The following is a 22,643-nucleotide window of genomic DNA, read 5'->3' as shown; positions in this document are numbered from 1 at the left end:
AGGCAACAAAAAACCGGGCACAAGGCCCGGTTTTTCGTTTGTTGCCGACTTACTCAGCGGATACAGCTTCACCGCTGGTAGCACGATCAACCAACTCGACGTACGCCATAGGCGCGTTGTCGCCAGCGCGGAAACCGCACTTGAGGATGCGCAGGTAGCCACCCTCACGGGTAGCGTAACGCTTGCCCAGGTCGTTGAAGAGCTTACCAACGATAGCTTTCGAACGAGTACGGTCGAAAGCCAGACGGCGGTTAGCCAGGCTATCTGTCTTGGCCAGAGTGATCAGCGGCTCAGCAACGCGACGCAGTTCTTTGGCTTTCGGCAGTGTAGTTTTGATCAGCTCGTGCTCGAACAGCGACACCGCCATGTTTTGGAACATGGCCTTGCGGTGCGAGCTGGTGCGGCTCAGGTGACGACCACTTTTACGATGACGCATGGTTCATTCCTTACCAAACACAACGTTCGGTGATTACGACGATCAGGCAGTCGCCTTGTCGTCCTTCTTAAGACTTGCAGGCGGCCAGTTGTCGAGGCGCATGCCGAGGGACAGACCGCGGGAGGCCAGAACGTCCTTGATTTCAGTCAAGGATTTCTTGCCAAGGTTCGGAGTCTTCAACAGCTCTACTTCGGTACGCTGAATCAGGTCGCCGATGTAGTAGATGTTTTCCGCCTTAAGGCAGTTAGCCGAACGTACAGTCAGTTCCAGATCGTCAACCGGGCGAAGCAGGATCGGATCGATCTCGTCTTCCTGCTCGACAACCACTGGCTCACTGTCACCCTTGAGGTCGACGAACGCAGCCAACTGCTGTTGCAGGATGGTTGCAGCACGGCGGATAGCCTCTTCAGGATCCAGGGTACCGTTGGTTTCCAGATCAATAACCAGCTTGTCCAGGTTGGTACGCTGTTCGACACGGGCGTTTTCCACCACGTATGCGATACGGCGAACCGGGCTGAACGAAGAGTCAAGCTGCAAGCGACCGATGCTGCGGCTTTCGTCTTCATCGCTCTGACGCGAGTCTGCCGGTTCATAACCACGACCACGAGCTACGGTGAGCTTCATGTTCAGGGCGCCGTTAGACGCCAGGTTAGCGATTACGTGATCGGGGTTAACGATCTCGACATCATGATCCAGCTGAATATCGGCAGCGGTAACCACCCCCGAACCCTTCTTCGACAAGGTCAGCGTAACTTCGTCACGACCGTGCAGCTTGATAGCCAGACCTTTCAGGTTCAACAGGATTTCAATTACGTCTTCCTGTACACCTTCGATGGCGCTGTACTCGTGGAGCACACCGTCAATCTCGGCCTCGACTACTGCACAGCCGGGCATTGAGGACAACAGGATGCGGCGCAGCGCGTTGCCCAGGGTGTGGCCGAAACCACGCTCGAGAGGCTCGAGTGTGATCTTGGCGCGGGTTGGACTGACAACCTGCACATCAATATGGCGGGGTGTCAGGAACTCATTTACCGAAATCTGCATGGATGCACCTATTTTCTAGCCCTTACTTGGAGTAGAGCTCGACAATCAGGCTTTCGTTGATGTCGGCGGACAGATCACTGCGAGCAGGAACGTTCTTGAAAACGCCCGACTTCTTCTCAGTGTCTACTTCTACCCATTCTACGCGGCCACGTTGGGCACACAGATCGAGAGCTTGGACAATGCGAAGTTGGTTCTTTGCTTTCTCGCGAACAGCAACCACGTCACCAGCACGAACCTGGTAGGACGGAACGTTTACGGTCTGACCGTTAACGCTGATCGACTTGTGCGATACCAGCTGACGGGATTCGGCACGAGTAGAACCGAAGCCCATACGGTATACAACGTTGTCCAGACGGCATTCGAGCAGTTGCAACAGGTTTTCGCCGGTTGCGCCTTTCTTGCCAGCTGCTTCTTTGTAGTAGCCGCTGAATTGACGCTCGAGAACGCCGTAGATACGACGGACCTTCTGCTTTTCACGCAGTTGGGTGCCGTAATCGGACTGGCGACCGCGGCGTTGGCCGTGGATACCAGGTGCTGCTTCAATGTTGCACTTCGATTCGATCGCGCGCACGCCGCTCTTCAGAAAAAGATCGGTGCCTTCGCGACGAGCGAGTTTGCATTTTGGACCAATGTAACGAGCCATTCTTTACAATCTCCTGGATTACACGCGGCGCTTCTTCGGCGGACGGCACCCGTTGTGCGGGATTGGCGTCACGTCGGTGATGCTGGCGATCTTGTAGCCACAGCCGTTCAAAGCGCGGACTGCGGATTCACGACCTGGACCTGGACCCTTGACGTTCACGTCGAGGTTTTTCAGGCCGTATTCCAGCGCAGCTTGACCAGCACGCTCAGCAGCTACTTGAGCAGCGAACGGGGTGGACTTGCGGGAACCGCGGAAACCCGAACCACCGGAGGTAGCCCAGGAAAGAGCGTTACCTTGACGGTCGGTAATGGTCACGATGGTGTTGTTAAAAGAAGCATGGATGTGGGCGATGCCATCAACCACTGTCTTTTTAACTTTTTTACGAGGACGAGCAGCAGGTTTTGCCATGATTAAATTCCTGTCGATTCGCTGGGGCGATTACTTGCGGATCGGCTTACGCGGACCTTTACGGGTACGCGCGTTGGTCTTGGTACGCTGACCGCGTACTGGCAGACCACGACGATGACGCAGACCGCGATAGCAACCGAGGTCCATCAAGCGCTTGATTTTCATGTTGATTTCGCGACGCAGGTCACCTTCAGTGGTGAACTTCGCCACTTCGCCACGCAGCTGTTCAATCTGCTCGTCGCTCAGATCTTTGATCTTTGCCGCTGGGTTGACCCCAGTCACTGCACAAATTTTCTGTGCAGTAGTGCGACCAACACCATAGATGTAGGTCAGCGAGATAACAGTATGCTTGTTATCTGGAATGTTGACGCCTGCAATACGGGCCATTCAGTGGGACTCCAATTGACAGCTACCTACGCCCCGGAAGCCAAGAAATAGGGCGCGAGATAATATCGCTGTAATAACAAATAATCAACCCGGCAGCGCACTAGCTGCCGGGCTTAAAGCACAATCACACTCAGCCTTGGCGCTGTTTGTGACGCGGTTCCGCGCTGCAAATTACCCGAACAACACCTTCGCGGCGAATAATCTTGCAGTTGCGGCACAGCTTTTTCACCGATGCACGAACTTTCATCACCAACTCCTCGAACCTTATGGACGCTACTCAGCGCAACATGCCGCTGCCGTAGCCCTTCAGGTTGGCTTTCTTCATCAGGGATTCGTACTGGTGCGAAACGAGGTGCGATTGTACTTGGGACATGAAGTCCATCACAACCACGACCACGATCAGCAACGAGGTCCCGCCAAGGTAGAACGGTACGTTTGCCGCAACCACCAGGAACTGGGGCAACAGACAGACGGCCGTCATGTAAAGAGCACCGAACATGGTCAAGCGAGTCAGAACGCCATCAATGTAGCGCGCAGACTGCTCACCTGGACGGATGCCCGGAATAAAGGCACCGGACTTCTTCAGGTTTTCCGCTACGTCTTTCGGATTGAACATCAACGCCGTATAGAAGAAGCAGAAGAAAATAATCCCTGCACTAAACAGCAGAATATTCAACGGCTGACCAGGAGCGATCGACTGCGAGATGTCCTGCAACCAGCCCATACCTTCAGACTGGCCGAACCAGGCACCCAACGAAGCCGGGAACAGCAGGATGCTGCTCGCGAAAATAGCCGGAATTACGCCGGCCATGTTCACCTTCAACGGCAAGTGGCTGGTCTGCGCAGCAAACACCTTGCGGCCCTGCTGACGCTTGGCGTAGTGAACGGCAATACGCCGCTGACCACGCTCGATGAACACCACGAAACCGATAATCGCTACTGCCAGCAGACCGATGGCAACCAGGGCGAAAATGTTGATATCACCCTGACGCGCAGACTCGAAAGACTGCCCGATCGCTCTCGGAAGACCGGCGACGATACCTGCGAAGATCAACATCGAGATACCGTTGCCAACACCACGCTCAGTAATCTGCTCACCCAGCCACATCATGAACATCGCGCCCGCCACAAACGTGGTTACCGCAACGAAATGAAAGCTGAAGTCAGCAGTGAACGAAACGCCCTGCCCCGCCAGGCCAATGGACATGCCAATGGCCTGAACGAGAGCGAGGACGACAGTGCCGTAGCGGGTGTACTGGCTGATCTTGCGACGGCCAGCTTCACCTTCCTTCTTCAACTGCTCCAGCTGCGGGCTGACGGCGCTCATCAGTTGCATGATGATCGATGCCGAAATGTACGGCATGATCCCCAGTGCAAAGATGCTCATCCGCTCCAGCGCGCCGCCGGAAAACATGTTGAACAAGCTAAGAATGGTCCCCTCATTCTGTCGAAACAGGTCCGCGAGTCGGTCCGGGTTGATACCTGGAACCGGGATGTGTGCGCCTATTCGGTAGACGATAATCGCCAGGAACAGAAAACGCAGACGAGCCCAGAGTTCAGACATACCGCCTTTGCCGAGCGCAGAGAGAGCACCTTGCTTAGCCATTTATTCCTCGAACTTGCCGCCAGCTGCTTCGATAGCCGCACGCGCACCTTTGGTGGCGCCGATTCCCTTTCCGATGGTGACAGCACGAGCAACTTCGCCCGACAGCATGATTTTCACACGCTGTACGTTCTGGTTGATCACGTTGGCATCCTTCAGGGACTGCACGGTGACGATGTCGCCGTCCACTTTGGCCAGCTCGGACAGACGCACTTCTGCGCGGTCCATGGCTTTCAGGGAAACGAAACCGAACTTCGGCAGGCGACGATGCAGCGGCTGTTGACCGCCTTCAAAGCCTGGAGCAATGGTGCCACCGGAGCGGGAGGTCTGACCTTTGTGGCCACGGCCACCGGTCTTGCCCAAACCACTACCGATACCACGGCCCGGACGATGCTTTTCGCGACGGGAACCCGGCGCCGGACTCAGATCATTGAGTTTCATCGATTAACCCTCGACACGCAGCATGTAGTAAGCCTTGTTGATCATCCCGCGATTCTCGGGAGTATCCTGGACTTCTACAGTGTGACCGATGCGACGCAGACCCAGACCCTTAACACACAGTTTGTGGTTAGGGATGCGGCCGGTCATGCTTTTGATCAGCGTTACTTTTACGGTAGCCATGATCAGAAGATCTCCTTGACGCTTTTGCCACGCTTGGCGGCAATGGATTCAGGAGACTGCATTGCTTTCAAACCCTTGAAAGTGGCGTGAACCACGTTTACCGGGTTAGTCGAGCCGTAGCACTTGGCCAGAACGTTCTGAACGCCAGCAACTTCGAGGACAGCACGCATAGCGCCGCCAGCGATGATACCGGTACCTTCAGAAGCAGGCTGCATGTACACCTTCGAAGCGCCATGGGCGGACTTCATTGCGTACTGCAGGGTGGTGCCGTTCAGATCAACCTGGATCATGTTGCGGCGAGCAGCTTCCATTGCCTTCTGGATCGCAGCAGGCACTTCACGCGACTTGCCACGGCCGAAGCCAACACGGCCTTTACCATCACCCACTACGGTCAACGCAGTGAAAGTGAAGATACGGCCGCCTTTAACGGTTTTGGCTACGCGGTTAACTTGAACCAGCTTCTCGATGTAGCCTTCGTCGCGCTTTTGGTCGTTATTTGACATAACTTAGAACTCCAGCCCAGCTTCACGAGCAGCATCAGCCAGCGCCTTGACGCGGCCGTGGTACTTGAAGCCAGAGCGGTCGAAAGCCACCTGCGAGACGCCAGCGGCTTTAGCACGCGTAGCGACCAGCTGGCCAACCTTAGTGGCCGCGTCGATGTTGCCAGTGGCGCCATCACGCAGTTCTTTATCCAAAGTCGAGGCACTTGCCAGGACTTTGTTGCCGTCGGCCGAAATGACCTGGGCGTAGATGTGCTGCGACGAGCGGAACACGCAGAGACGCACGACTTCGAGTTCGTGCATTTTCAGGCGTGCTTTGCGAGCGCGACGCAGTCGAGTAACTTTTTTGTCGGTCATTTGCTATGCCCTACTTCTTCTTGGCTTCTTTACGACGGACGACTTCGTCCGCGTAGCGCACACCTTTGCCTTTGTACGGCTCTGGTGGACGGAAGTCGCGGATCTCGGCGGCCACTTGACCTACCAGCTGCTTGTCGATGCCCTTGATCAGGATATCGGTCTGGCTAGGAGTCTCAGCGGTGATGCCTTCCGGCAGTTCATAATCCACTGGGTGCGAGAAGCCAAGAGCCAGGTTCAGCACTGTGCCTTTTGCTTGCGCTTTGTAACCAACACCGACCAGCTGGAGCTTGCGCTCGAAGCCTTGGCTTACGCCTTGGACCATGTTGTTTACCAACGCACGAGTGGTACCAGCCATTGCGCGAGTCTGTTGATCGCCATTGCGAGCAGCGAAACGCAGCTCACCAGCTTCTTCAACGATCTCAACGGACGAATGGATGTTCAGTTGCAGAGTGCCCTTGGCACCCTTCACCGAAAGCTGTTGGCCTGCGAATTTGACTTCGACACCGGCTGGCAGCTTAACGGGGTTCTTAGCGACGCGTGACATGCTTATCCCCCCTTAGAACACAGTGCAAAGAACTTCGCCGCCGACACCGGCAGCGCGCGCAGCACGATCCGTCATCACACCTTTGTTGGTGGAGACGATAGACACGCCCAGGCCGCCACGAACTTTTGGCAGATCCTCGACGGACTTGTACTGACGCAGGCCAGGACGGCTAACGCGCTTCACTTCCTCGATGACCGGACGGCCTTCGAAGTACTTCAGCTCGATGGACAGCAGAGGCTTGATTTCGCTGCTGATCTGATAACCCGCAATGTAACCTTCGTCCTTCAGGACTTTGGCAACAGCTACCTTCAACGTAGAAGATGGCATGCTTACGACGGACTTTTCAGCCATCTGGGCATTACGGATACGAGTTAGCATGTCCGCTAACGGGTCCTGCATACTCATGGGCTAGACGCTCCTAATACACAAAAAATTAGCCTTTCGGCTAGTACGTGTCGCCGAGCACATCCGCGCAATAAAAACACGGGCTCAGGCGAGCCGGGTATTCTAGACACACCCCACAAATGAATCAAGCCCCAATAGGGGCTTGATTCAAGTTCAAGGCCACCGACGGTCAGGATCTTGCGATCCCGAACGCCGCGACTTTGACAGTGCTTACCAGCTGGCTTTAACCAGACCTGGAACGTCACCACGCATTGCAGCTTGACGCAGCATGTTACGGCCAAGGCCGAACTTGCGGTACACGCCGTGCGGACGACCAGTCAGGCGGCAGCGGTTACGCATGCGCGAGGCGCTTGCGTCACGTGGCTGCTTCTGCAGGGCTACGGTAGCTTCCCAACGCGCTTCTGGACTTGCGTTCAGATCAACGATGATAGCTTTCAGCGCTGCACGCTTGGTGGCGTACTTGGCAACGGTGAGCTGACGCTTCAGCTCACGGTTCTTCATGCTCTTCTTGGCCATTTTCCTACTCCAATCAGTTGCGGAACGGGAATTTGAAAGCGCGCAGCAGTGCGCGACCTTCGTCATCCGTCCGAGCAGTGGTGGTCAGGGTAATGTCCAGACCGCGGAGAGCGTCGATCTTGTCGTAATCGATTTCCGGGAAAATGATCTGCTCTTTAACGCCCATGCTGTAGTTGCCACGACCATCGAAGGACTTGGCATTCAGGCCGCGGAAGTCGCGAACCCGAGGCAGGGAGATCGACAGCAGACGATCCAGGAACTCGTACATACGCTCACGGCGCAGGGTCACTTTGACGCCGATCGGCCAACCTTCACGGACTTTAAAGCCAGCGATGGATTTCCGAGCGTAAGTCACGACGACTTTCTGACCGGTGATCTTTTCCAGGTCAGCAACAGCGTGCTCGATGACTTTTTTGTCGCCGATCGCTTCGCCCAGACCCATGTTCAGGGTGATTTTGGTAACGCGCGGAACTTCCATCACGTTCGAAAGCTTAAGTTCTTCCTTAAGTTTCGGTGCGATTTCCTTCCGGTAAATCTCTTTTAGTCGTGCCATGGTCTTCTACCTAGCAGTGTTCAAGCATCAACCGCTTTTTGGGTCGACTTGAAGACACGAATTTTCTTACCGTCTTCTACTTTGAAACCAACGCGGTCAGCCTTGTTGGTTTCGCCGTTGAAGATGGCGACGTTGGAAGCGTGCAGTGGCGCTTCTTTCTCGACGATACCGCCCTGTACGCCCGACATCGGGTTAGGCTTGGTATGACGCTTGACCAGGTTCAGACCACCAACAACCAGACGGTTGTCAGCAAGAACCTTCAGCACCTTACCGCGCTTACCTTTGTCTTTGCCGGCGATCACGATGATCTCGTCGTCACGACGAATCTTTTGCATGTCGGATCTCCTTACAGCACTTCTGGGGCGAGCGAGACGATCTTCATGAACTTCTCAGTACGAAGTTCACGGGTCACTGGCCCAAAGATACGGGTGCCGATCGGCTCTTGCTTGTTGTTCAACAGAACAGCAGCGTTGCCATCAAAGCGGATGATGGAGCCGTCAGCACGACGAACGCCATGGCGAGTGCGGACTACGACAGCAGTCATCACTTGGCCTTTTTTCACCTTACCGCGAGGAATTGCTTCCTTGACGGTAACTTTGATGATGTCACCGATACCAGCGTAACGACGATGGGAGCCACCCAGCACCTTGATGCACATAACACGGCGAGCGCCGCTGTTATCGGCCACATCGAGCATGGATTGAGTCTGAATCATATAATTTCTCCGACCCCTAGCCCTTAGACTTCCACAGCGCGTTCGAGAACATCAACCAGCGCCCAAGACTTGGTCTTGGCCATCGGACGAGTTTCACGAATAGTGACTTTGTCGCCGATGTGGCACTGATTGGTTTCGTCGTGCGCGTGCAGCTTAGTCGAACGCTTAACGTATTTACCGTAGATCGGGTGCTTAACGCGACGCTCGATCAGAACGGTGATGGTTTTGTCCATCTTGTCGCTGACAACACGGCCAGTCAGCGTACGGACAGTTTTTTCGGCTTCAGCCATGATTACTTACCTGCCTGCTGGTTGAGCACAGTTTTCACGCGAGCGATATCACGCTTAACTTGCGAGAGCAGATGAGACTGCCCCAACTGGCCAGTTGCTTTCTGCATACGCAGATTGAACTGGTCGCGCAGCAGGCCGAGCAGTTGCTCGTTCAGCTGCTGTGCTGATTTTTCACGAAGTTCATTCGCTTTCATCACATCACCGTCCGTTTAACAAAGGCGGTGGCGAGCGGCAGCTTTGCAGCAGCCAGGGCAAAAGCCTCACGCGCCAGCTCTTCAGTTACACCCTCGATTTCATACAGGACTTTGCCTGGCTGAATCTGGGCAACCCAGTATTCGACGTTACCCTTACCTTTACCCATCCGAACTTCGAGTGGCTTCTTGGAAATAGGCTTGTCCGGGAATACACGGATCCAGATCTTGCCGCCACGTTTTACGTGACGGGTCAGAGCACGACGCGCTGACTCGATCTGACGAGCGGTGAGACGACCACGAGCAACAGACTTCAGCGCGAACTCGCCGAAGCTGACTTTGCTACCGCGCAATGCCAGGCCACGGTTGTGACCGGTCATTTGCTTGCGGAACTTCGTACGCTTTGGTTGCAACATTTGGCGTACCCCTTACTTAGCAGCTTTTTTACGAGGCGCTGGTGCTTGTGGCTTCAGTTCTTCTTGGCGACCACCAATTACTTCGCCTTTGAAGATCCAAACCTTTACACCGATCACACCGTAGGTGGTGTGAGCTTCGTAGTTGGCATAGTCGATGTCGGCACGCAGGGTGTGCAGTGGCACACGACCTTCGCGATACCATTCAGTACGTGCGATTTCAGCACCGCCGAGACGACCGCTCACTTGGATTTTGATGCCTTTGGCACCAATGCGCATGGCGTTCTGTACAGCGCGCTTCATAGCGCGACGGAACATTACGCGACGCTCCAGCTGCTGAGCTACGCTCTGCGCAACCAGCATACCGTCGAGCTCCGGCTTGCGGATCTCTTCGATATTGATGTGCACAGGCACACCCATTTGCTTGGTCAGGTCCTGACGCAGTTTCTCAACATCTTCACCTTTCTTCCCGATAACGATACCTGGACGAGCGGTGTGGATGGTGATACGTGCAGTCTGCGCCGGACGATGGATATCGATACGGCTTACGGACGCGCTTTTTAGTTTGTCTTGGAGATACTCACGCACCTTCAGATCAGCGAACAAGTAGTCCGCATAAGTCCGACCGTCTGCGTACCAGACGGAGGTGTGCTCCTTGACGATTCCCAGGCGAATGCCAATGGGATGTACTTTCTGACCCATCTCTTCGACTCCGTTACTTGTCAGCAACCTTGACAGTGATATGGCAAGACCGCTTGACGATGCGATCAGCACGGCCTTTGGCACGTGGCATGATGCGCTTCAGCGAACGCCCTTCGTTGACGAAAACGGTGCTGACCTTCAGGTCATCAACGTCTGCGCCTTCGTTATGCTCGGCGTTGGCTACGGCCGACTCCAGCACTTTCTTCATGATCTCGGCGGCTTTCTTACTGCTGAAAGCCAACAGGTTGAGCGCTTCGCCCACCTTCTTCCCGCGGATCTGGTCGGCGACCAAGCGGGCTTTCTGGGCGGAGATTCGAGCGCCCGACAACTTAGCGGCTACTTCCATTTCCTTACCCCTTAACGCTTGGCTTTCTTGTCAGCCACGTGCCCACGGTATGTGCGGGTACCGGCGAACTCGCCCAGTTTGTGGCCGACCATGTCTTCGTTCACGAGAACTGGGACGTGTTGGCGACCGTTGTGTACTGCGATGGTCAGACCGACCATTTGTGGCAGGATCATCGAACGACGCGACCAGGTCTTAACTGGTTTGCGATCATTCTTTTCCGCCGCCACTTCGATCTTCTTCAGTAGGTGAAGATCAATAAAAGGACCTTTTTTCAGAGAACGTGGCACTGTCGTATCCCTCTATTTACTTGCGACGACGGACGATCATTTTGTCGGTACGCTTATTACCACGAGTCTTCGCGCCCTTAGTCGGGAAGCCCCATGGCGATACCGGATGACGACCACCAGAGGTACGACCTTCACCACCACCATGTGGGTGGTCAACCGGGTTCATGGCAACACCACGAACGGTTGGGCGAACGCCACGCCAGCGCTTGGCACCAGCTTTACCCAACGAACGCAGGCTGTGCTCGGAGTTCGAGACTTCGCCCAGGGTCGCACGGCATTCAGCCAGTACTTTACGCATCTCACCAGAACGCAGACGCAGGGTCACGTAGACACCTTCACGAGCGATCAGCTGAGCCGAAGCACCAGCGGAACGAGCGATCTGTGCGCCTTTACCTGGCTTCAATTCGATGCCGTGTACGGTGCTACCAACTGGAATGTTACGCAGTTGCAGAGCGTTGCCCGGCTTGATCGGTGCCAGGGCACCTGCGATCAGCTGGTCGCCAGCACTCACGCCTTTAGGGGCGATGATGTAGCGACGCTCGCCATCTGCGTACAGCAGCAGAGCGATGTGAGCAGTACGGTTTGGATCGTATTCGATACGCTCGACGGTGGCAGCGATGCCATCCTTGTCGTTGCGACGGAAGTCGACCAGACGATAATGCTGCTTATGACCACCACCGATGTGACGAGTGGTAATACGGCCATTGTTGTTACGACCACCAGACTTCGATTTTTTCTCGAGCAGCGGTGCGTGAGGAGCGCCTTTATGCAGCTCCTGGTTGACCACCTTGACCACAAAACGGCGGCCAGGGGAAGTCGGTTTGCATTTAACGATTGCCATGATGCACCCCTTCCTTACTCAGCACTGCTGCTGAAATCGAGATCTTGGCCTGGCTGAAGGGAGATAACTGCCTTCTTCCAGTCATTACGCTTGCCCAGACCGCGAGCAGTGCGCTTGCTTTTACCCAGAACGTTCAGGGTAGTCACGCGCTCTACTTTCACGCTGAACAGGCTTTCGACGGCCTTCTTGATTTCCAGCTTGGTTGCGTCGGTAGCAACCTTGAAAACGAACTGGCCTTTCTTGTCTGCCAGAACCGTAGCCTTCTCGGAAACGTGCGGGCCAAGCAGAACTTTAAATACGCGTTCCTGGTTCATCCCAGCAGCTCCTCGAATTTCTTCACGGCCGACACGGTGATCAACACCTTGTCGTATGCGATCAGACTGACCGGATCGGAACCCTGCACGTCACGAACGTCGACGTGTGGCAGGTTGCGAGCAGCCAGGTACAGGTTCTGATCAACAGCGTCAGACACGATCAGGACGTCAGTCAGGCCCATGCCGTTCAGCTTGTTCAGCAGATCTTTGGTTTTCGGTGCTTCAACAGCGAAGTCCTGAACCACGACCAGACGATCAGTACGCACCAGCTCAGCAAGGATGGAACGCATTGCTGCGCGATACATCTTCTTGTTCAGCTTCTGGGAGTGATCCTGAGGACGAGCTGCGAAAGTGGTACCGCCGCCACGCCAGATTGGGCTACGGATAGTACCGGCACGAGCACGGCCAGTACCTTTCTGACGCCATGGGCGCTTGCCGCCACCGGAAACGTCGGAACGGGTCTTTTGCTGCTTGCTACCTTGACGGCCGCCGGCCATGTAGGCCACGACTGCTTGGTGAACCAGCGTCTCGTTGAATTCGCCGCCAAATGTCAGTTCGGAAACTTCGATCGCTTGAGCGTCATTTACATTTAATTGCATGTCAGCTTCCCCTTAACCGCGAGCCTTGGCTGCTGGACGTACAACCAAGTTGCCGCCAGTAGCGCCAGGAACAGCGCCCTTGACCAACAACAGATTGCGTTCAGCGTCCACGCGCACTACTTCGAGGGACTGCACGGTCACGCGCTCAGCGCCCATATGACCGGACATTTTTTTGCCCTTGAATACACGACCAGGAGTCTGGCACTGGCCGATAGAGCCTGGAACGCGGTGGGATACGGAGTTACCGTGGGTGTTATCTTGCCCGCGGAAGTTCCAACGCTTGATCGTACCCTGGAAGCCTTTACCCTTGGACTGACCGGTTACATCAACCAGTTGGCCAGCGGCGAAGATTTCAGCGTTGATCAGATCGCCGGCCTGGTACTCGCCTTCTTCAAGGCGGAATTCCATTACGGTACGACCAGCGGCAACGTTCGCCTTGGCGAAGTGGCCAGCCTGAGCTGCTGTTACACGCGAAGCACGACGCTCGCCGACAGTGACTTGCACTGCACGATAGCCATCGGTCTCTTCAGTTTTGAACTGGGTGACGCGATTCGGCTCGATCTCAATGACCGTGACCGGAATGGAGACACCTTCTTCGGTGAAAATACGGGTCATACCGCATTTACGACCGACTACACCAATAGTCATGTTGTAAACCTCATGAGTGTACGGGGCTTTCACCCGCTATGGCCGCCCATTTCAGAGCGTTACACGACTAAGACCGAGTCTTAGCCGAGGCTGATCTGCACTTCCACACCGGCCGCAAGATCAAGCTTCATAAGAGCATCAACGGTTTTATCCGTTGGCTGGACGATGTCCAGAACGCGCTTATGAGTACGGATCTCGTACTGGTCACGCGCGTCTTTGTTGACGTGCGGGGAGACCAGAACGGTGAACCGCTCTTTACGGGTAGGCAGTGGAATTGGACCACGCACTTGAGCACCAGTACGTTTCGCGGTTTCCACGATTTCCTGGGTGGATTGGTCGATCAGGCGATGGTCAAAAGCCTTCAACCTGATACGGATTTGCTGATTTTGCATTGGATTTCAGACTCCGGCTGCTATTCCCACCGGGCGCAATACGCCCGTTAAAAGGAGGCGCAATTCTATAGACGCCCCTGATAGGTGTCAACCCAATAAAAAAGCCCCCGCTAAGCGGGGGCTTTTCAACTCATCAAGCTGACTCTAAAAGAGACTTACTCGATGACTTTGGCTACGACGCCAGCGCCGACGGTACGACCGCCTTCACGGATAGCGAAACGCAGACCGTCTTCCATCGCGATGGTCTTGATCAGGGTAACAGTCATCTGAATGTTGTCACCTGGCATTACCATTTCAACGCCTTCTGGCAGCTCGCAGTTACCAGTCACGTCAGTTGTACGGAAGTAGAACTGTGGACGGTAGCCTTTGAAGAACGGAGTGTGACGGCCGCCTTCTTCCTTGCTCAGAACGTAGACTTCTGCGGTGAACTTGGTGTGCGGCTTGACGGTGCCTGGCTTGACCAGAACCTGGCCACGCTCAACGTCGTCACGCTTGGTGCCGCGCAGCAGTACGCCGCAGTTCTCGCCAGCACGACCTTCGTCGAGCAGCTTGCGGAACATTTCAACGCCGGTGCAGGTAGTTTTCTGAGTGTCGCGCAGACCGACGATCTCAACTTCTTCCTGGATACGGACGATGCCACGCTCAACACGACCAGTCACAACAGTACCGCGACCGGAGATCGAGAATACGTCTTCGATTGGCATCAGGAACGGCTTGTCGATAGCGCGCTCTGGCTCTGGGATGTAGCTGTCCAGAGTTTCCACCAGCTTCTTGACAGCAGTGGTGCCCATTTCGTTGTCGTCTTGGCCGTTCAGAGCCATCAGAGCCGAACCGATGATGATTGGAGTGTCATCACCTGGGAAGTCGTAAGTGCTCAGCAGGTCGCGCACTTCCATCTCAACCAGTTCCAGCAGCTCAGCGTCGTCAACCATGTCAGCCTTGTTCAGGAAGACAACGATGTACGGAACGCCTACCTGACGGGACAGCAGGATGTGCTCACGGGTTTGTGGCATCGGACCATCAGCGGCCGAGCAAACCAGGATCGCGCCATCCATCTGGGCAGCACCGGTGATCATGTTTTTTACGTAGTCGGCGTGACCTGGGCAGTCAACGTGTGCGTAGTGACGCACGGCCGAATCGTATTCAACGTGAGCGGTGTTGATGGTAATACCGCGAGCTTTCTCTTCCGGGGCGCTGTCGATCTTGTCGAAGTCAACCTTGGCCGAACCGAAAACTTCGGAGCAGACACGGGTCAGAGCAGCGGTCAGCGTGGTTTTACCGTGGTCAACGTGACCGATGGTGCCAACGTTGACGTGCGGTTTGTTCCGTTCAAATTTTTCTTTAGCCACGACAATTAACTCCTAGCTTAAAGGGGCTGAATCAGCCTTGCTTTTTGGTAACAGTCTCGACGATATGCGACGGAGCTGTATTGTATTTTTTGAATTCCATAGAGTAGCTTGCGCGACCCTGAGACATGGAACGAACGTCGGTTGCGTAACCGAACATCTCGCCCAACGGCACCTCGGCACGAATCACTTTGCCGGAAACCGTATCTTCCATACCCAGAATCATGCCACGACGACGGTTAAGGTCGCCCATGACATCACCCATGTAGTCTTCAGGCGTAACGACTTCCACCGCCATGATCGGCTCAAGCAACTCACCGCCACCCTTCTGGGCCAGCTGCTTGGTTGCCATGGAGGCAGCCACCTTAAACGCCATCTCGTTGGAGTCGACGTCATGGTAAGAACCATCGAACACAGTCGCCTTCAGGCCGATCAGCGGATAGCCGGCGACAACGCCGTTCTTCATCTGCTCTTCGATACCCTTCTGGATCGCCGGGATGTATTCCTTAGGAACCACACCACCTACGACTTCGTTCAGGAATTGCAGACCTTCCTGACCTTCGTCAGCCGGTGCAAAACGAATCCAGCAGTGACCGAACTGGCCACGACCGCCGGACTGGCGAACGAACTTGCCTTCGATTTCACAGCTCTTCGTGATGCGCTCACGATAGGAAACCTGAGGCTTACCGATGTTGGCTTCGACGTTGAACTCACGGCGCATCCGGTCAACCAGGATGTCCAGGTGCAACTCGCCCATGCCGGAGATGATCGTTTGACCAGTCTCTTCATCGGTCTTGACGCGGAAAGACGGGTCTTCCTGAGCAAGCTTGCCCAGAGCGATACCCATTTTTTCCTGGTCGTCCTTGGTCTTAGGCTCAACGGCAACCGAAATAACCGGCTCCGGGAAGTCCATGCGAACCAGGATGATTGGCTTGTCAGCGTTGCACAAAGTTTCACCGGTGGTGACGTCCTTCATGCCGATCAAGGCCGCGATGTCGCCAGCGCGTACTTCCTTGATTTCTTCACGGGCGTTTGCGTGCATCTGCACCATACGACCCACACGCTCTTTCTTGCCTTTTACCGAGTTGATCACACCGTCGCCGGAGGCCAACACGCCCGAGTAAACTCGAACAAAGGTCAAGGTACCCACGAATGGGTCGGTAGCGATCTTGAACGCCAAAGCCGCGAACGGCTCGTCGTCACTTGCGTGACGCTCCATTTCCTCTTCCTCGTTATCCGGGTTGGAACCCTTGATAGCAGGAATGTCGGTTGGAGCAGGCAGGAAGTCGATAACGGCGTCGAGAACCAGGGGAACACCCTTGTTCTTGAAGGAAGAACCGCAAACAGCCAGAACGATCTCACCAGCGATAGTACGCTGACGCAGAGCGGCCTTGATTTCCTCGTTGGTGAGCTCTTCACCTTCGAGGTACTTGTTCATCAGCTCTTCGCTGGCTTCGGCCGCAGCCTCAACCATGTTGCTGCGCCATTGCTCGGCTTCTTCCAACAGCTCGGCAGGAATGTCCTTGCGAACAGGGACCATGCCCTTGTCGGAATCGTTCCAGTAGACAGCTTGCATGTTGATCAGATCGATCTGACCCTGGAAGTTGTCTTCGGAACCGATAGCCAGCTGGATCGGCACCGGAGTGTGACCCAGGCGCTGCTTGATCTGAGCGATCACGCGCAGGAAGTTGGCACCAGCACGGTCCATCTTGTTTACGTAAACAAGACGTGGAACGCCGTATTTGTTGGCCTGACGCCATACGGTTTCCGACTGAGGCTCAACACCCGAAGTACCACAGAACACAACGACAGCGCCGTCGAGTACGCGCAGGGAACGTTCAACTTCGATGGTGAAGTCTACGTGGCCCGGGGTATCGATAACGTTGAAGCGGTGCTCGTGCGGGTACTGCTTCTCGGAACCTTTCCAGAAGGCAGTGATAGCAGCAGAAGTAATGGTAATACCACGCTCCTGCTCCTGCACCATCCAGTCTGTGGTCGCGGCGCCGTCATGCACCTCGCCCATTTTGTGACTCTTGCCGGTGTAAAAAAGGACGCGCTCGGTGGTGGTGGTCTTACCAGCATCCACGTGAGCAACGATACCGATGTTACGGTAGCGGTTAATCGGTGTAGTACGAGCCATAAAGCCCTCGCAAATTGAGTGACGCTAAAATTAGAAGCGGTAGTGCGAGAAAGCCTTGTTGGCTTCAGCCATACGGTGCACGTCTTCACGCTTCTTAACTGCAGCACCTTTACCTTCAGCAGCGTCCAACAGTTCACCAGCCAAACGCAGAGCCATGGACTTCTCGCCGCGCTTGCGGGCGAAGTCTACCAGCCAGCGCATTGCCAGGGCGTTACGACGGGACGGACGAACTTCGACCGGAACCTGGTAAGTAGCACCGCCTACACGGCGCGACTTCACTTCGACCAGCGGAGCGATGGCGTCGAGAGCTTTCTCGAAGATTTCCAGGGGATCGCTGTTCTTGCGTTCCTTAACTTTGTCCAGTGCGCCATAAACAATACGCTCGGCAACGGCTTTCTTGCCGCTTTCCATTACGTGGTTCATGAACTTGGCGAGAATCTGGCTTCCGTATTTCGGATCGTCCAGAATCTCACGTTTGGCTGCTACGCGACGTCTTGGCATTGATAAGCCCTCAAACGGTCTTCAGGTTAGCCCGGGACAGCGGATGCGTGCCCGACCTTACTCTTATCGACTCAATAAAATTAAAAACTGCTAAACGGCCGATTATTTCGGACGCTTGGTACCGTACTTCGAACGACCTTGGTTACGACCTTTAACGCCGGAAGTATCCAAAGAGCCGCGAACGGTGTGGTAACGAACACCTGGCAAGTCTTTTACACGACCGCCGCGGATCAGGACCACGCTGTGTTCTTGCAGGTTGTGGCCTTCACCGCCGATGTACGAGGAAACCTCGAAACCGTTGGTCAGACGCACACGGCATACTTTACGCAGTGCCGAGTTAGGTTTTTTCGGCGTGGTGGTATACACACGAGTGCATACGCCACGACGTTGCGGGCAGTTCTGCAGCGCAGGCACGTCGGATTTCTCGACGATACGCTTACGCGGCTGACGTACCAGCTGGTTGATAGTTGCCATCTACTAGCTCCACTGTTGTCTTGCGACGCTATTGTCTTACAAGAAAAGCAAAATGGCAGGAACGAATTCCCGCCAAATTTAGGGGATCAAGAGTCTAAAGAGGATCTTGTCCCCAGTCAAGGCAAGGCCCCGACCTCCCCGCCCGCCGGATCTCGACAATTTGTCTCGATCCGCCGAACGGGGCGACCAGGGCCAGGCACTCAATTACCGCAGAACTCAGTTACCACTCGAGTTCAGTGCTTCGGTCAGTGCAGCTTCCACTTCACTGGCGCTTACGCGCAACGGCTTGTCGGCATCACGGCGACGCTTGCGCTCGCTGTGATAGGCCAAACCGGTACCGGCCGGGATCAGACGACCCACGACCACGTTTTCTTTCAGGCCGCGCAGGTAATCGCGCTTGCCGGTTACCGCCGCTTCGGTCAGTACACGGGTGGTTTCCTGGAAGGAAGCCGCCGAGATGAACGATTCGGTGGACAACGACGCCTTGGTGATACCCAGCAGCACGCGAGTGAACTTGGAGACAAACTTGTCTTCGGTCGCCAGGCGCTCGTTTTCCACCAGTACGTGAGTCAGTTCCATCTGGTCGCCCTTGATGAAACTCGAGTCGCCGGATTCAGCGATCTCGACCTTACGCAGCATCTGACGCAGGATGGTCTCGATGTGCTTGTCGTTGATCTTCACGCCTTGCAGACGGTAAACGTCCTGGATCTCGTTCACGATGTACTTGGCCAGTGCACTCACACCCAGCAGACGCAGGATGTCGTGTGGATCGCTCGGGCCGTCCGAGATAACTTCGCCGCGGTTTACCTGTTCGCCTTCGAAGACGTTCAGGTGACGCCACTTCGGAATCAGCTCTTCGTACGGATCGCTACCGTCGTTCGGTGTAATGACCAGGCGGCGCTTGCCCTTGGTCTCTTTACCGAACGCGATGGTGCCGCTGACTTCAGCCAGAATCGAGGCTTCTTTCGGACGACGGGCTTCGAACAAGTCGGCAACACGCGGCAGACCACCGGTGATGTCGCGGGTTTTCGAAGTTTCCTGCGGGATACGGGCGATAACATCACCGATCGCGATCCGCGCACCGTCCGCTACACCGACCAGGGCGTTGGCTGGCAGGAAGTACTGAGCGATTACGTCAGTGCCTGGCAGCAACAGATCCTTGCCGTTGTCGTCGACCATCTTCACGGCCGGACGGATGTCCTTGCCGGCAGCTGGACGATCTTTCGCGTCGAGTACTTCAATGTTGGTCATACCGGTCAATTCGTCGGTCTGACGCTTGATCGTGATGCCTTCTTCCATGCCCACGTAGGTCACGGTACCTTTCATCTCGGTCACGATCGGGTGGGTGTGCGGGTCCCACTTGGCCACGATGGCGCCAGCGTCGACCTTGTCACCTTCCTTGACCGAAATCACAGCACCGTAAGGCAGCTTGTAACGCTCGCGCTCGCGACCGAAGTCGTCAGCGATGGCCAACTCACCGGAACGGGATACAGCCACCAGGTGACCGTCCACGCGCTCTACGTGCTTGAGGTTGTGCAGACGGACAGTACCGCCATTCTTCACCTGGACGCTGTCGGCAGCGGAGGTCCGGCTTGCCGCACCACCGATGTGGAACGTACGCATCGTCAGCTGGGTACCCGGCTCACCGATGGACTGGGCAGCGATAACGCCGACCGCTTCACCGATGTTCACCTGGTGACCACGTGCCAGGTCGCGACCGTAGCACTTGGCGCAGATGCCATAGCGGGTTTCGCAGCTGATCGGCGAACGCACGATCACTTCGTCGATGCTGTTGAGTTCGATGAACTCGACCCACTTCTCGTCAACCAGGGTGCCGGCAGGAACGATCACGTCCTCGGTACCCGGCTTGAATACGTCACGAGCGATGACACGACCCAATACGCGTTCACCCAACGGCTCTACAACGTCACCGCCTTCAATGTGCGGCGTCATGACCAGGCCATGTTCGGTGCCGCAATCGATCTCGGTCACGACCAGATCCTGCGCGACGTCTACCAGACGACGAGTCAGGTAACCGGAGTTCGCGGTTTTCAACGCGGTATCCGCAAGACCCTTACGAGCACCGTGAGTGGAGATGAAGTACTGGAGTACGCTCAAGCCTTCACGGAAGTTCGCGGTAATCGGGGTCTCGATGATGGAGCCGTCCGGCTTGGCCATCAGGCCACGCATACCGGCGAGCTGACGGATCTGCGCAGCAGAACCCCGTGCGCCCGAGTCGGCCATCATGTACATCGAGTTGAACGATTCCTGGTCGACTTCGTTGCCATGACGGTCGATGACTTTCTCTTTCGAGAGGTTGGCCATCATCGCCTTGGAGACTTCGTCGTTCGCCTTGGACCAGAGGTCGATCACCTTGTTGTACTTCTCGCCCTGGGTTACCAGGCCGGAGGCATACTGGCTTTCGATCTCTTTCACTTCTTCGGTGGCAGCACCGATGATGCGGGCTTTTTCATCCGGGATAACGAAGTCGTTAACGCCGATGGAAACGCCGGAAATGGTCGAATAGGCAAAACCGGTGTACATCAACTGGTCAGCGAAGATCACGGTCTCTTTCAGACCAACCACGCGGTAGCACTGGTTGATCAGCTTGGAGATCGCCTTCTTCTTCATCGGCAGGTTGACGACGTCGAAGGACAGGCCTTTTGGCACAACCTGGAACAACAGCGCACGGCCGACGGTGGTGTCGACGATACGGGTGTTGGTCACGCTGCCGCCATCACGGTCGTTCACGGTTTCGTTGATCCGCACCTTGACCTTGGCATGCAGTGCGGCTTCGCCGGCACGGAACACACGGTCAACTTCCTGCAGATCCGCGAACACACGACCTTCGCCCTTGGCGTTGATCGCCTCACGAGTCATGTAGTACAGACCCAATACAACGTCCTGCGACGGAACGATGATTGGCTCACCGTTGGCTGGCGACAGGATGTTGTTGGTCGACATCATCAACGCGCGCGCTTCGAGCTGGGCTTCCAGCGTCAGCGGCACGTGCACGGCCATTTGGTCGCCGTCGAAGTCGGCGTTGTACGCAGCACAGACCAGCGGGTGCAGCTGGATAGCCTTACCTTCGATCAGTACCGGTTCAAACGCCTGGATACCCAGACGGTGAAGGGTCGGTGCACGGTTGAGCAACACTGGGTGTTCGCGAATCACTTCAGCGAGAACGTCCCAGACTTCTGGCAGCTCGCGCTCGACCATTTTCTTGGCCGCTTTGATGGTGGTAGCGAGACCACGCATTTCCAGCTTGCCGAAAATGAACGGCTTGAACAGTTCCAAGGCCATTTTCTTAGGCAGACCGCACTGGTGCAGACGCAGGGTCGGGCCTACGGTAATAACCGAACGACCGGAGTAGTCAACACGCTTACCGAGCAAGTTCTGACGGAAACGACCCTGCTTACCCTTGATCATGTCAGCCAGGGATTTCAGAGGACGCTTGTTGGAACCGGTGATAGCGCGGCCACGACGACCGTTGTCGAGCAATGCGTCGACCGCTTCCTGCAACATACGCTTTTCGTTGCGCACGATGATGTCCGGAGCGGACAGATCGAGCAGGCGCTTCAAGCGGTTGTTACGGTTGATCACTCGACGATACAGATCGTTGAGATCGGAAGTCGCGAAGCGACCGCCATCGAGCGGAACCAGTGGACGCAGGTCTGGCGGCAGTACCGGCAGAACGGTCAGCACCATCCACTCTGGCAGGTTGCCGGAACCCTGGAAGGCTTCCATCAACTTCAGACGCTTGGACAGCTTCTTGATCTTGGTTTCGGAGTTGGTTTGCGGAATTTCTTCGCGCAGGCGGCCAATCTCGTGTTCCAGGTCGATAGCGTGCAGCAGTTCGCGGACAGCTTCGGCACCCATGCGAGCATCGAAATCGTCGCCGAATTCTTCCAGCGCTTCGAAGTACTGCTCGTCGTTCAGCAACTGACCTTTTTCAAGGGTGGTCATGCCTGGATCGATAACGACGTAGCTCTCGAAGTAGAGAACACGTTCGATATCACGCAGGGTCATGTCCATCAGCAGGCCGATACGGGACGGCAGCGATTTCAGGAACCAGATGTGGGCAACCGGCGAGGCCAGCTCGATGTGCGCCATGCGCTCACGACGAACTTTTGCCAGCGCGACTTCAACGCCGCACTTCTCGCAGATCACACCACGGTGCTTCAAGCGCTTGTACTTACCGCACAGGCACTCGTAATCCTTTACCGGGCCAAAGATCTTGGCGCAGAACAGGCCGTCACGCTCAGGTTTGAACGTACGGTAGTTGATGGTTTCCGGCTTTTTAACTTCACCGAACGACCACGAACGGATCATCTCAGGCGAGGCCAATCCAATACGGATGGCGTCGAACTCTTCGACTTGACCCTGGTTTTTCAGCAAATTCAGTAGGTCTTTCAAGGCCTTTCCTC

Annotated in this window: 33 protein-coding genes; all 33 read right to left on the bottom strand. The window is 55.6% G+C overall.

Going from position 1 to position 22,643, the window contains the following annotated elements; genetic code table 11:
* Positions 1-49 precede the first annotated feature (49 nt).
* Positions 50-436, bottom strand: a complete 387-nt coding sequence (gene rplQ / locus AO356_RS14790) for a 50S ribosomal protein L17 (RefSeq protein ID WP_003186009.1) — start codon at positions 434-436, stop codon at positions 50-52.
* 42 nt (positions 437-478) lie between these two features.
* A complete protein-coding gene (locus tag AO356_RS14785) occupies positions 479-1,480 on the bottom strand; it encodes a DNA-directed RNA polymerase subunit alpha (protein WP_003186012.1) in 1,002 nt (333 codons plus the stop codon).
* A 22-nt stretch (positions 1,481-1,502) separates the two neighbouring features.
* Positions 1,503-2,123, bottom strand: a complete 621-nt coding sequence (gene rpsD / locus AO356_RS14780) for a 30S ribosomal protein S4 (RefSeq protein ID WP_003176404.1) — start codon at positions 2,121-2,123, stop codon at positions 1,503-1,505.
* A gap of 18 nt (positions 2,124-2,141) precedes the next feature.
* A complete protein-coding gene (gene rpsK, locus AO356_RS14775; protein ID WP_002555466.1) occupies positions 2,142-2,531 on the bottom strand; it encodes a 30S ribosomal protein S11 in 390 nt (129 codons plus the stop codon).
* Positions 2,532-2,561: 30 nt separating this feature from the next.
* Positions 2,562-2,918, bottom strand: a complete 357-nt coding sequence (gene rpsM, locus AO356_RS14770) for a 30S ribosomal protein S13 (protein WP_003186020.1) — start codon at positions 2,916-2,918, stop codon at positions 2,562-2,564.
* A gap of 130 nt (positions 2,919-3,048) precedes the next feature.
* Positions 3,049-3,165, bottom strand: coding sequence for a 50S ribosomal protein L36 (gene rpmJ, locus AO356_RS30960; protein WP_002555468.1), 117 nt, complete (start codon positions 3,163-3,165; stop codon positions 3,049-3,051).
* Positions 3,166-3,195: 30 nt separating this feature from the next.
* Positions 3,196-4,524, bottom strand: coding sequence for a preprotein translocase subunit SecY (secY, locus tag AO356_RS14765; RefSeq protein WP_003186029.1), 1,329 nt, complete (start codon positions 4,522-4,524; stop codon positions 3,196-3,198).
* On the bottom strand, positions 4,525-4,962 hold the full coding sequence (gene rplO / locus AO356_RS14760) for a 50S ribosomal protein L15 (protein ID WP_003186032.1): 438 nt from the start codon (positions 4,960-4,962) through the stop codon (positions 4,525-4,527). It abuts the gene before it with no gap.
* A gap of 3 nt (positions 4,963-4,965) precedes the next feature.
* On the bottom strand, positions 4,966-5,142 hold the full coding sequence (gene rpmD / locus AO356_RS14755) for a 50S ribosomal protein L30 (RefSeq protein WP_003176408.1): 177 nt from the start codon (positions 5,140-5,142) through the stop codon (positions 4,966-4,968).
* A gap of 2 nt (positions 5,143-5,144) precedes the next feature.
* On the bottom strand, positions 5,145-5,645 hold the full coding sequence (rpsE, locus tag AO356_RS14750) for a 30S ribosomal protein S5 (protein WP_003186035.1): 501 nt from the start codon (positions 5,643-5,645) through the stop codon (positions 5,145-5,147).
* Positions 5,646-5,648: 3 nt separating this feature from the next.
* Positions 5,649-5,999 carry a 50S ribosomal protein L18 gene (gene rplR / locus AO356_RS14745; RefSeq protein ID WP_003186037.1) on the bottom strand — a complete coding sequence of 117 codons (351 nt, stop codon included), beginning with the start codon at positions 5,997-5,999 and terminating at the stop codon, positions 5,649-5,651.
* Between the two features lie 10 nt (positions 6,000-6,009).
* Entirely contained in the window at positions 6,010-6,543 is a 534-nt protein-coding gene (gene rplF, locus AO356_RS14740; protein WP_003186039.1) for a 50S ribosomal protein L6, read from the bottom strand.
* Positions 6,544-6,555: 12 nt separating this feature from the next.
* A complete protein-coding gene (gene rpsH / locus AO356_RS14735; protein ID WP_017848802.1) occupies positions 6,556-6,948 on the bottom strand; it encodes a 30S ribosomal protein S8 in 393 nt (130 codons plus the stop codon).
* A 210-nt stretch (positions 6,949-7,158) separates the two neighbouring features.
* Positions 7,159-7,464: a 30S ribosomal protein S14 gene (gene rpsN, locus AO356_RS14730; protein WP_003186042.1), complete on the bottom strand. Its 306-nt coding sequence runs from the start codon at positions 7,462-7,464 to the stop codon at positions 7,159-7,161.
* Between the two features lie 13 nt (positions 7,465-7,477).
* A complete protein-coding gene (gene rplE / locus AO356_RS14725; protein WP_003186044.1) occupies positions 7,478-8,017 on the bottom strand; it encodes a 50S ribosomal protein L5 in 540 nt (179 codons plus the stop codon).
* Positions 8,018-8,037: 20 nt separating this feature from the next.
* Positions 8,038-8,352 carry a 50S ribosomal protein L24 gene (gene rplX / locus AO356_RS14720; protein ID WP_003186046.1) on the bottom strand — a complete coding sequence of 105 codons (315 nt, stop codon included), beginning with the start codon at positions 8,350-8,352 and terminating at the stop codon, positions 8,038-8,040.
* 11 nt (positions 8,353-8,363) lie between these two features.
* Positions 8,364-8,732, bottom strand: a complete 369-nt coding sequence (gene rplN / locus AO356_RS14715; RefSeq protein ID WP_002555479.1) for a 50S ribosomal protein L14 — start codon at positions 8,730-8,732, stop codon at positions 8,364-8,366.
* 23 nt (positions 8,733-8,755) lie between these two features.
* Positions 8,756-9,022, bottom strand: a complete 267-nt coding sequence (rpsQ, locus tag AO356_RS14710; protein ID WP_003194644.1) for a 30S ribosomal protein S17 — start codon at positions 9,020-9,022, stop codon at positions 8,756-8,758.
* A 2-nt stretch (positions 9,023-9,024) separates the two neighbouring features.
* Positions 9,025-9,216 carry a 50S ribosomal protein L29 gene (rpmC, locus tag AO356_RS14705; protein ID WP_002555481.1) on the bottom strand — a complete coding sequence of 64 codons (192 nt, stop codon included), beginning with the start codon at positions 9,214-9,216 and terminating at the stop codon, positions 9,025-9,027.
* The gene (gene rplP, locus AO356_RS14700; RefSeq protein ID WP_025215754.1) at positions 9,216-9,629 is read right to left on the bottom strand and encodes a 50S ribosomal protein L16; all 414 of its coding nucleotides are present in this window, start codon (positions 9,627-9,629) and stop codon (positions 9,216-9,218) included. The genes rpmC and rplP overlap by 1 nt, the downstream gene beginning before the upstream one ends.
* Before the next feature lie 12 nt (positions 9,630-9,641).
* Entirely contained in the window at positions 9,642-10,328 is a 687-nt protein-coding gene (rpsC, locus tag AO356_RS14695; protein ID WP_003176422.1) for a 30S ribosomal protein S3, read from the bottom strand.
* A 13-nt stretch (positions 10,329-10,341) separates the two neighbouring features.
* Entirely contained in the window at positions 10,342-10,674 is a 333-nt protein-coding gene (gene rplV / locus AO356_RS14690; RefSeq protein WP_003103908.1) for a 50S ribosomal protein L22, read from the bottom strand.
* 11 nt (positions 10,675-10,685) lie between these two features.
* The gene (gene rpsS / locus AO356_RS14685; RefSeq protein ID WP_002555486.1) at positions 10,686-10,961 is read right to left on the bottom strand and encodes a 30S ribosomal protein S19; all 276 of its coding nucleotides are present in this window, start codon (positions 10,959-10,961) and stop codon (positions 10,686-10,688) included.
* 16 nt (positions 10,962-10,977) lie between these two features.
* Complete coding sequence (gene rplB, locus AO356_RS14680) at positions 10,978-11,802, bottom strand: 50S ribosomal protein L2 (RefSeq protein ID WP_003186055.1); 825 nt, start codon at positions 11,800-11,802, stop codon at positions 10,978-10,980.
* 14 nt (positions 11,803-11,816) lie between these two features.
* Positions 11,817-12,116 (bottom strand): 50S ribosomal protein L23, encoded by a 300-nt coding sequence (rplW, locus tag AO356_RS14675; RefSeq protein ID WP_002555488.1) that lies wholly within the window; start codon positions 12,114-12,116, stop codon positions 11,817-11,819.
* The gene (rplD, locus tag AO356_RS14670) at positions 12,113-12,715 is read right to left on the bottom strand and encodes a 50S ribosomal protein L4 (RefSeq protein ID WP_003186057.1); all 603 of its coding nucleotides are present in this window, start codon (positions 12,713-12,715) and stop codon (positions 12,113-12,115) included. Before rplD ends, rplW begins: the two co-directional genes overlap by 4 nt.
* Before the next feature lie 12 nt (positions 12,716-12,727).
* Positions 12,728-13,363, bottom strand: coding sequence for a 50S ribosomal protein L3 (gene rplC / locus AO356_RS14665; RefSeq protein ID WP_003186059.1), 636 nt, complete (start codon positions 13,361-13,363; stop codon positions 12,728-12,730).
* Between the two features lie 80 nt (positions 13,364-13,443).
* Entirely contained in the window at positions 13,444-13,755 is a 312-nt protein-coding gene (rpsJ, locus tag AO356_RS14660) for a 30S ribosomal protein S10 (RefSeq protein ID WP_003186070.1), read from the bottom strand.
* A 155-nt stretch (positions 13,756-13,910) separates the two neighbouring features.
* A complete protein-coding gene (gene tuf / locus AO356_RS14655) occupies positions 13,911-15,104 on the bottom strand; it encodes an elongation factor Tu (RefSeq protein WP_003186103.1) in 1,194 nt (397 codons plus the stop codon).
* 31 nt (positions 15,105-15,135) lie between these two features.
* Entirely contained in the window at positions 15,136-17,241 is a 2,106-nt protein-coding gene (fusA, locus tag AO356_RS14650) for an elongation factor G (RefSeq protein ID WP_060740393.1), read from the bottom strand.
* 30 nt (positions 17,242-17,271) lie between these two features.
* Positions 17,272-17,742, bottom strand: coding sequence for a 30S ribosomal protein S7 (gene rpsG, locus AO356_RS14645; protein WP_003186074.1), 471 nt, complete (start codon positions 17,740-17,742; stop codon positions 17,272-17,274).
* 102 nt (positions 17,743-17,844) lie between these two features.
* Positions 17,845-18,216, bottom strand: a complete 372-nt coding sequence (gene rpsL / locus AO356_RS14640; protein WP_003186084.1) for a 30S ribosomal protein S12 — start codon at positions 18,214-18,216, stop codon at positions 17,845-17,847.
* A 216-nt stretch (positions 18,217-18,432) separates the two neighbouring features.
* Positions 18,433-22,632, bottom strand: coding sequence for a DNA-directed RNA polymerase subunit beta' (rpoC, locus tag AO356_RS14635; RefSeq protein ID WP_047230482.1), 4,200 nt, complete (start codon positions 22,630-22,632; stop codon positions 18,433-18,435).
* Positions 22,633-22,643: the final 11 nt, after the last annotated feature.

This window comes from Pseudomonas fluorescens, from assembly GCF_001307275.1.
Classification (GTDB): domain Bacteria; phylum Pseudomonadota; class Gammaproteobacteria; order Pseudomonadales; family Pseudomonadaceae; genus Aquipseudomonas; species Aquipseudomonas fluorescens_AA.
Note: the sequence above shows the minus strand (reverse complement) of the source record. Positions and strands in the feature narration are given on the sequence as shown.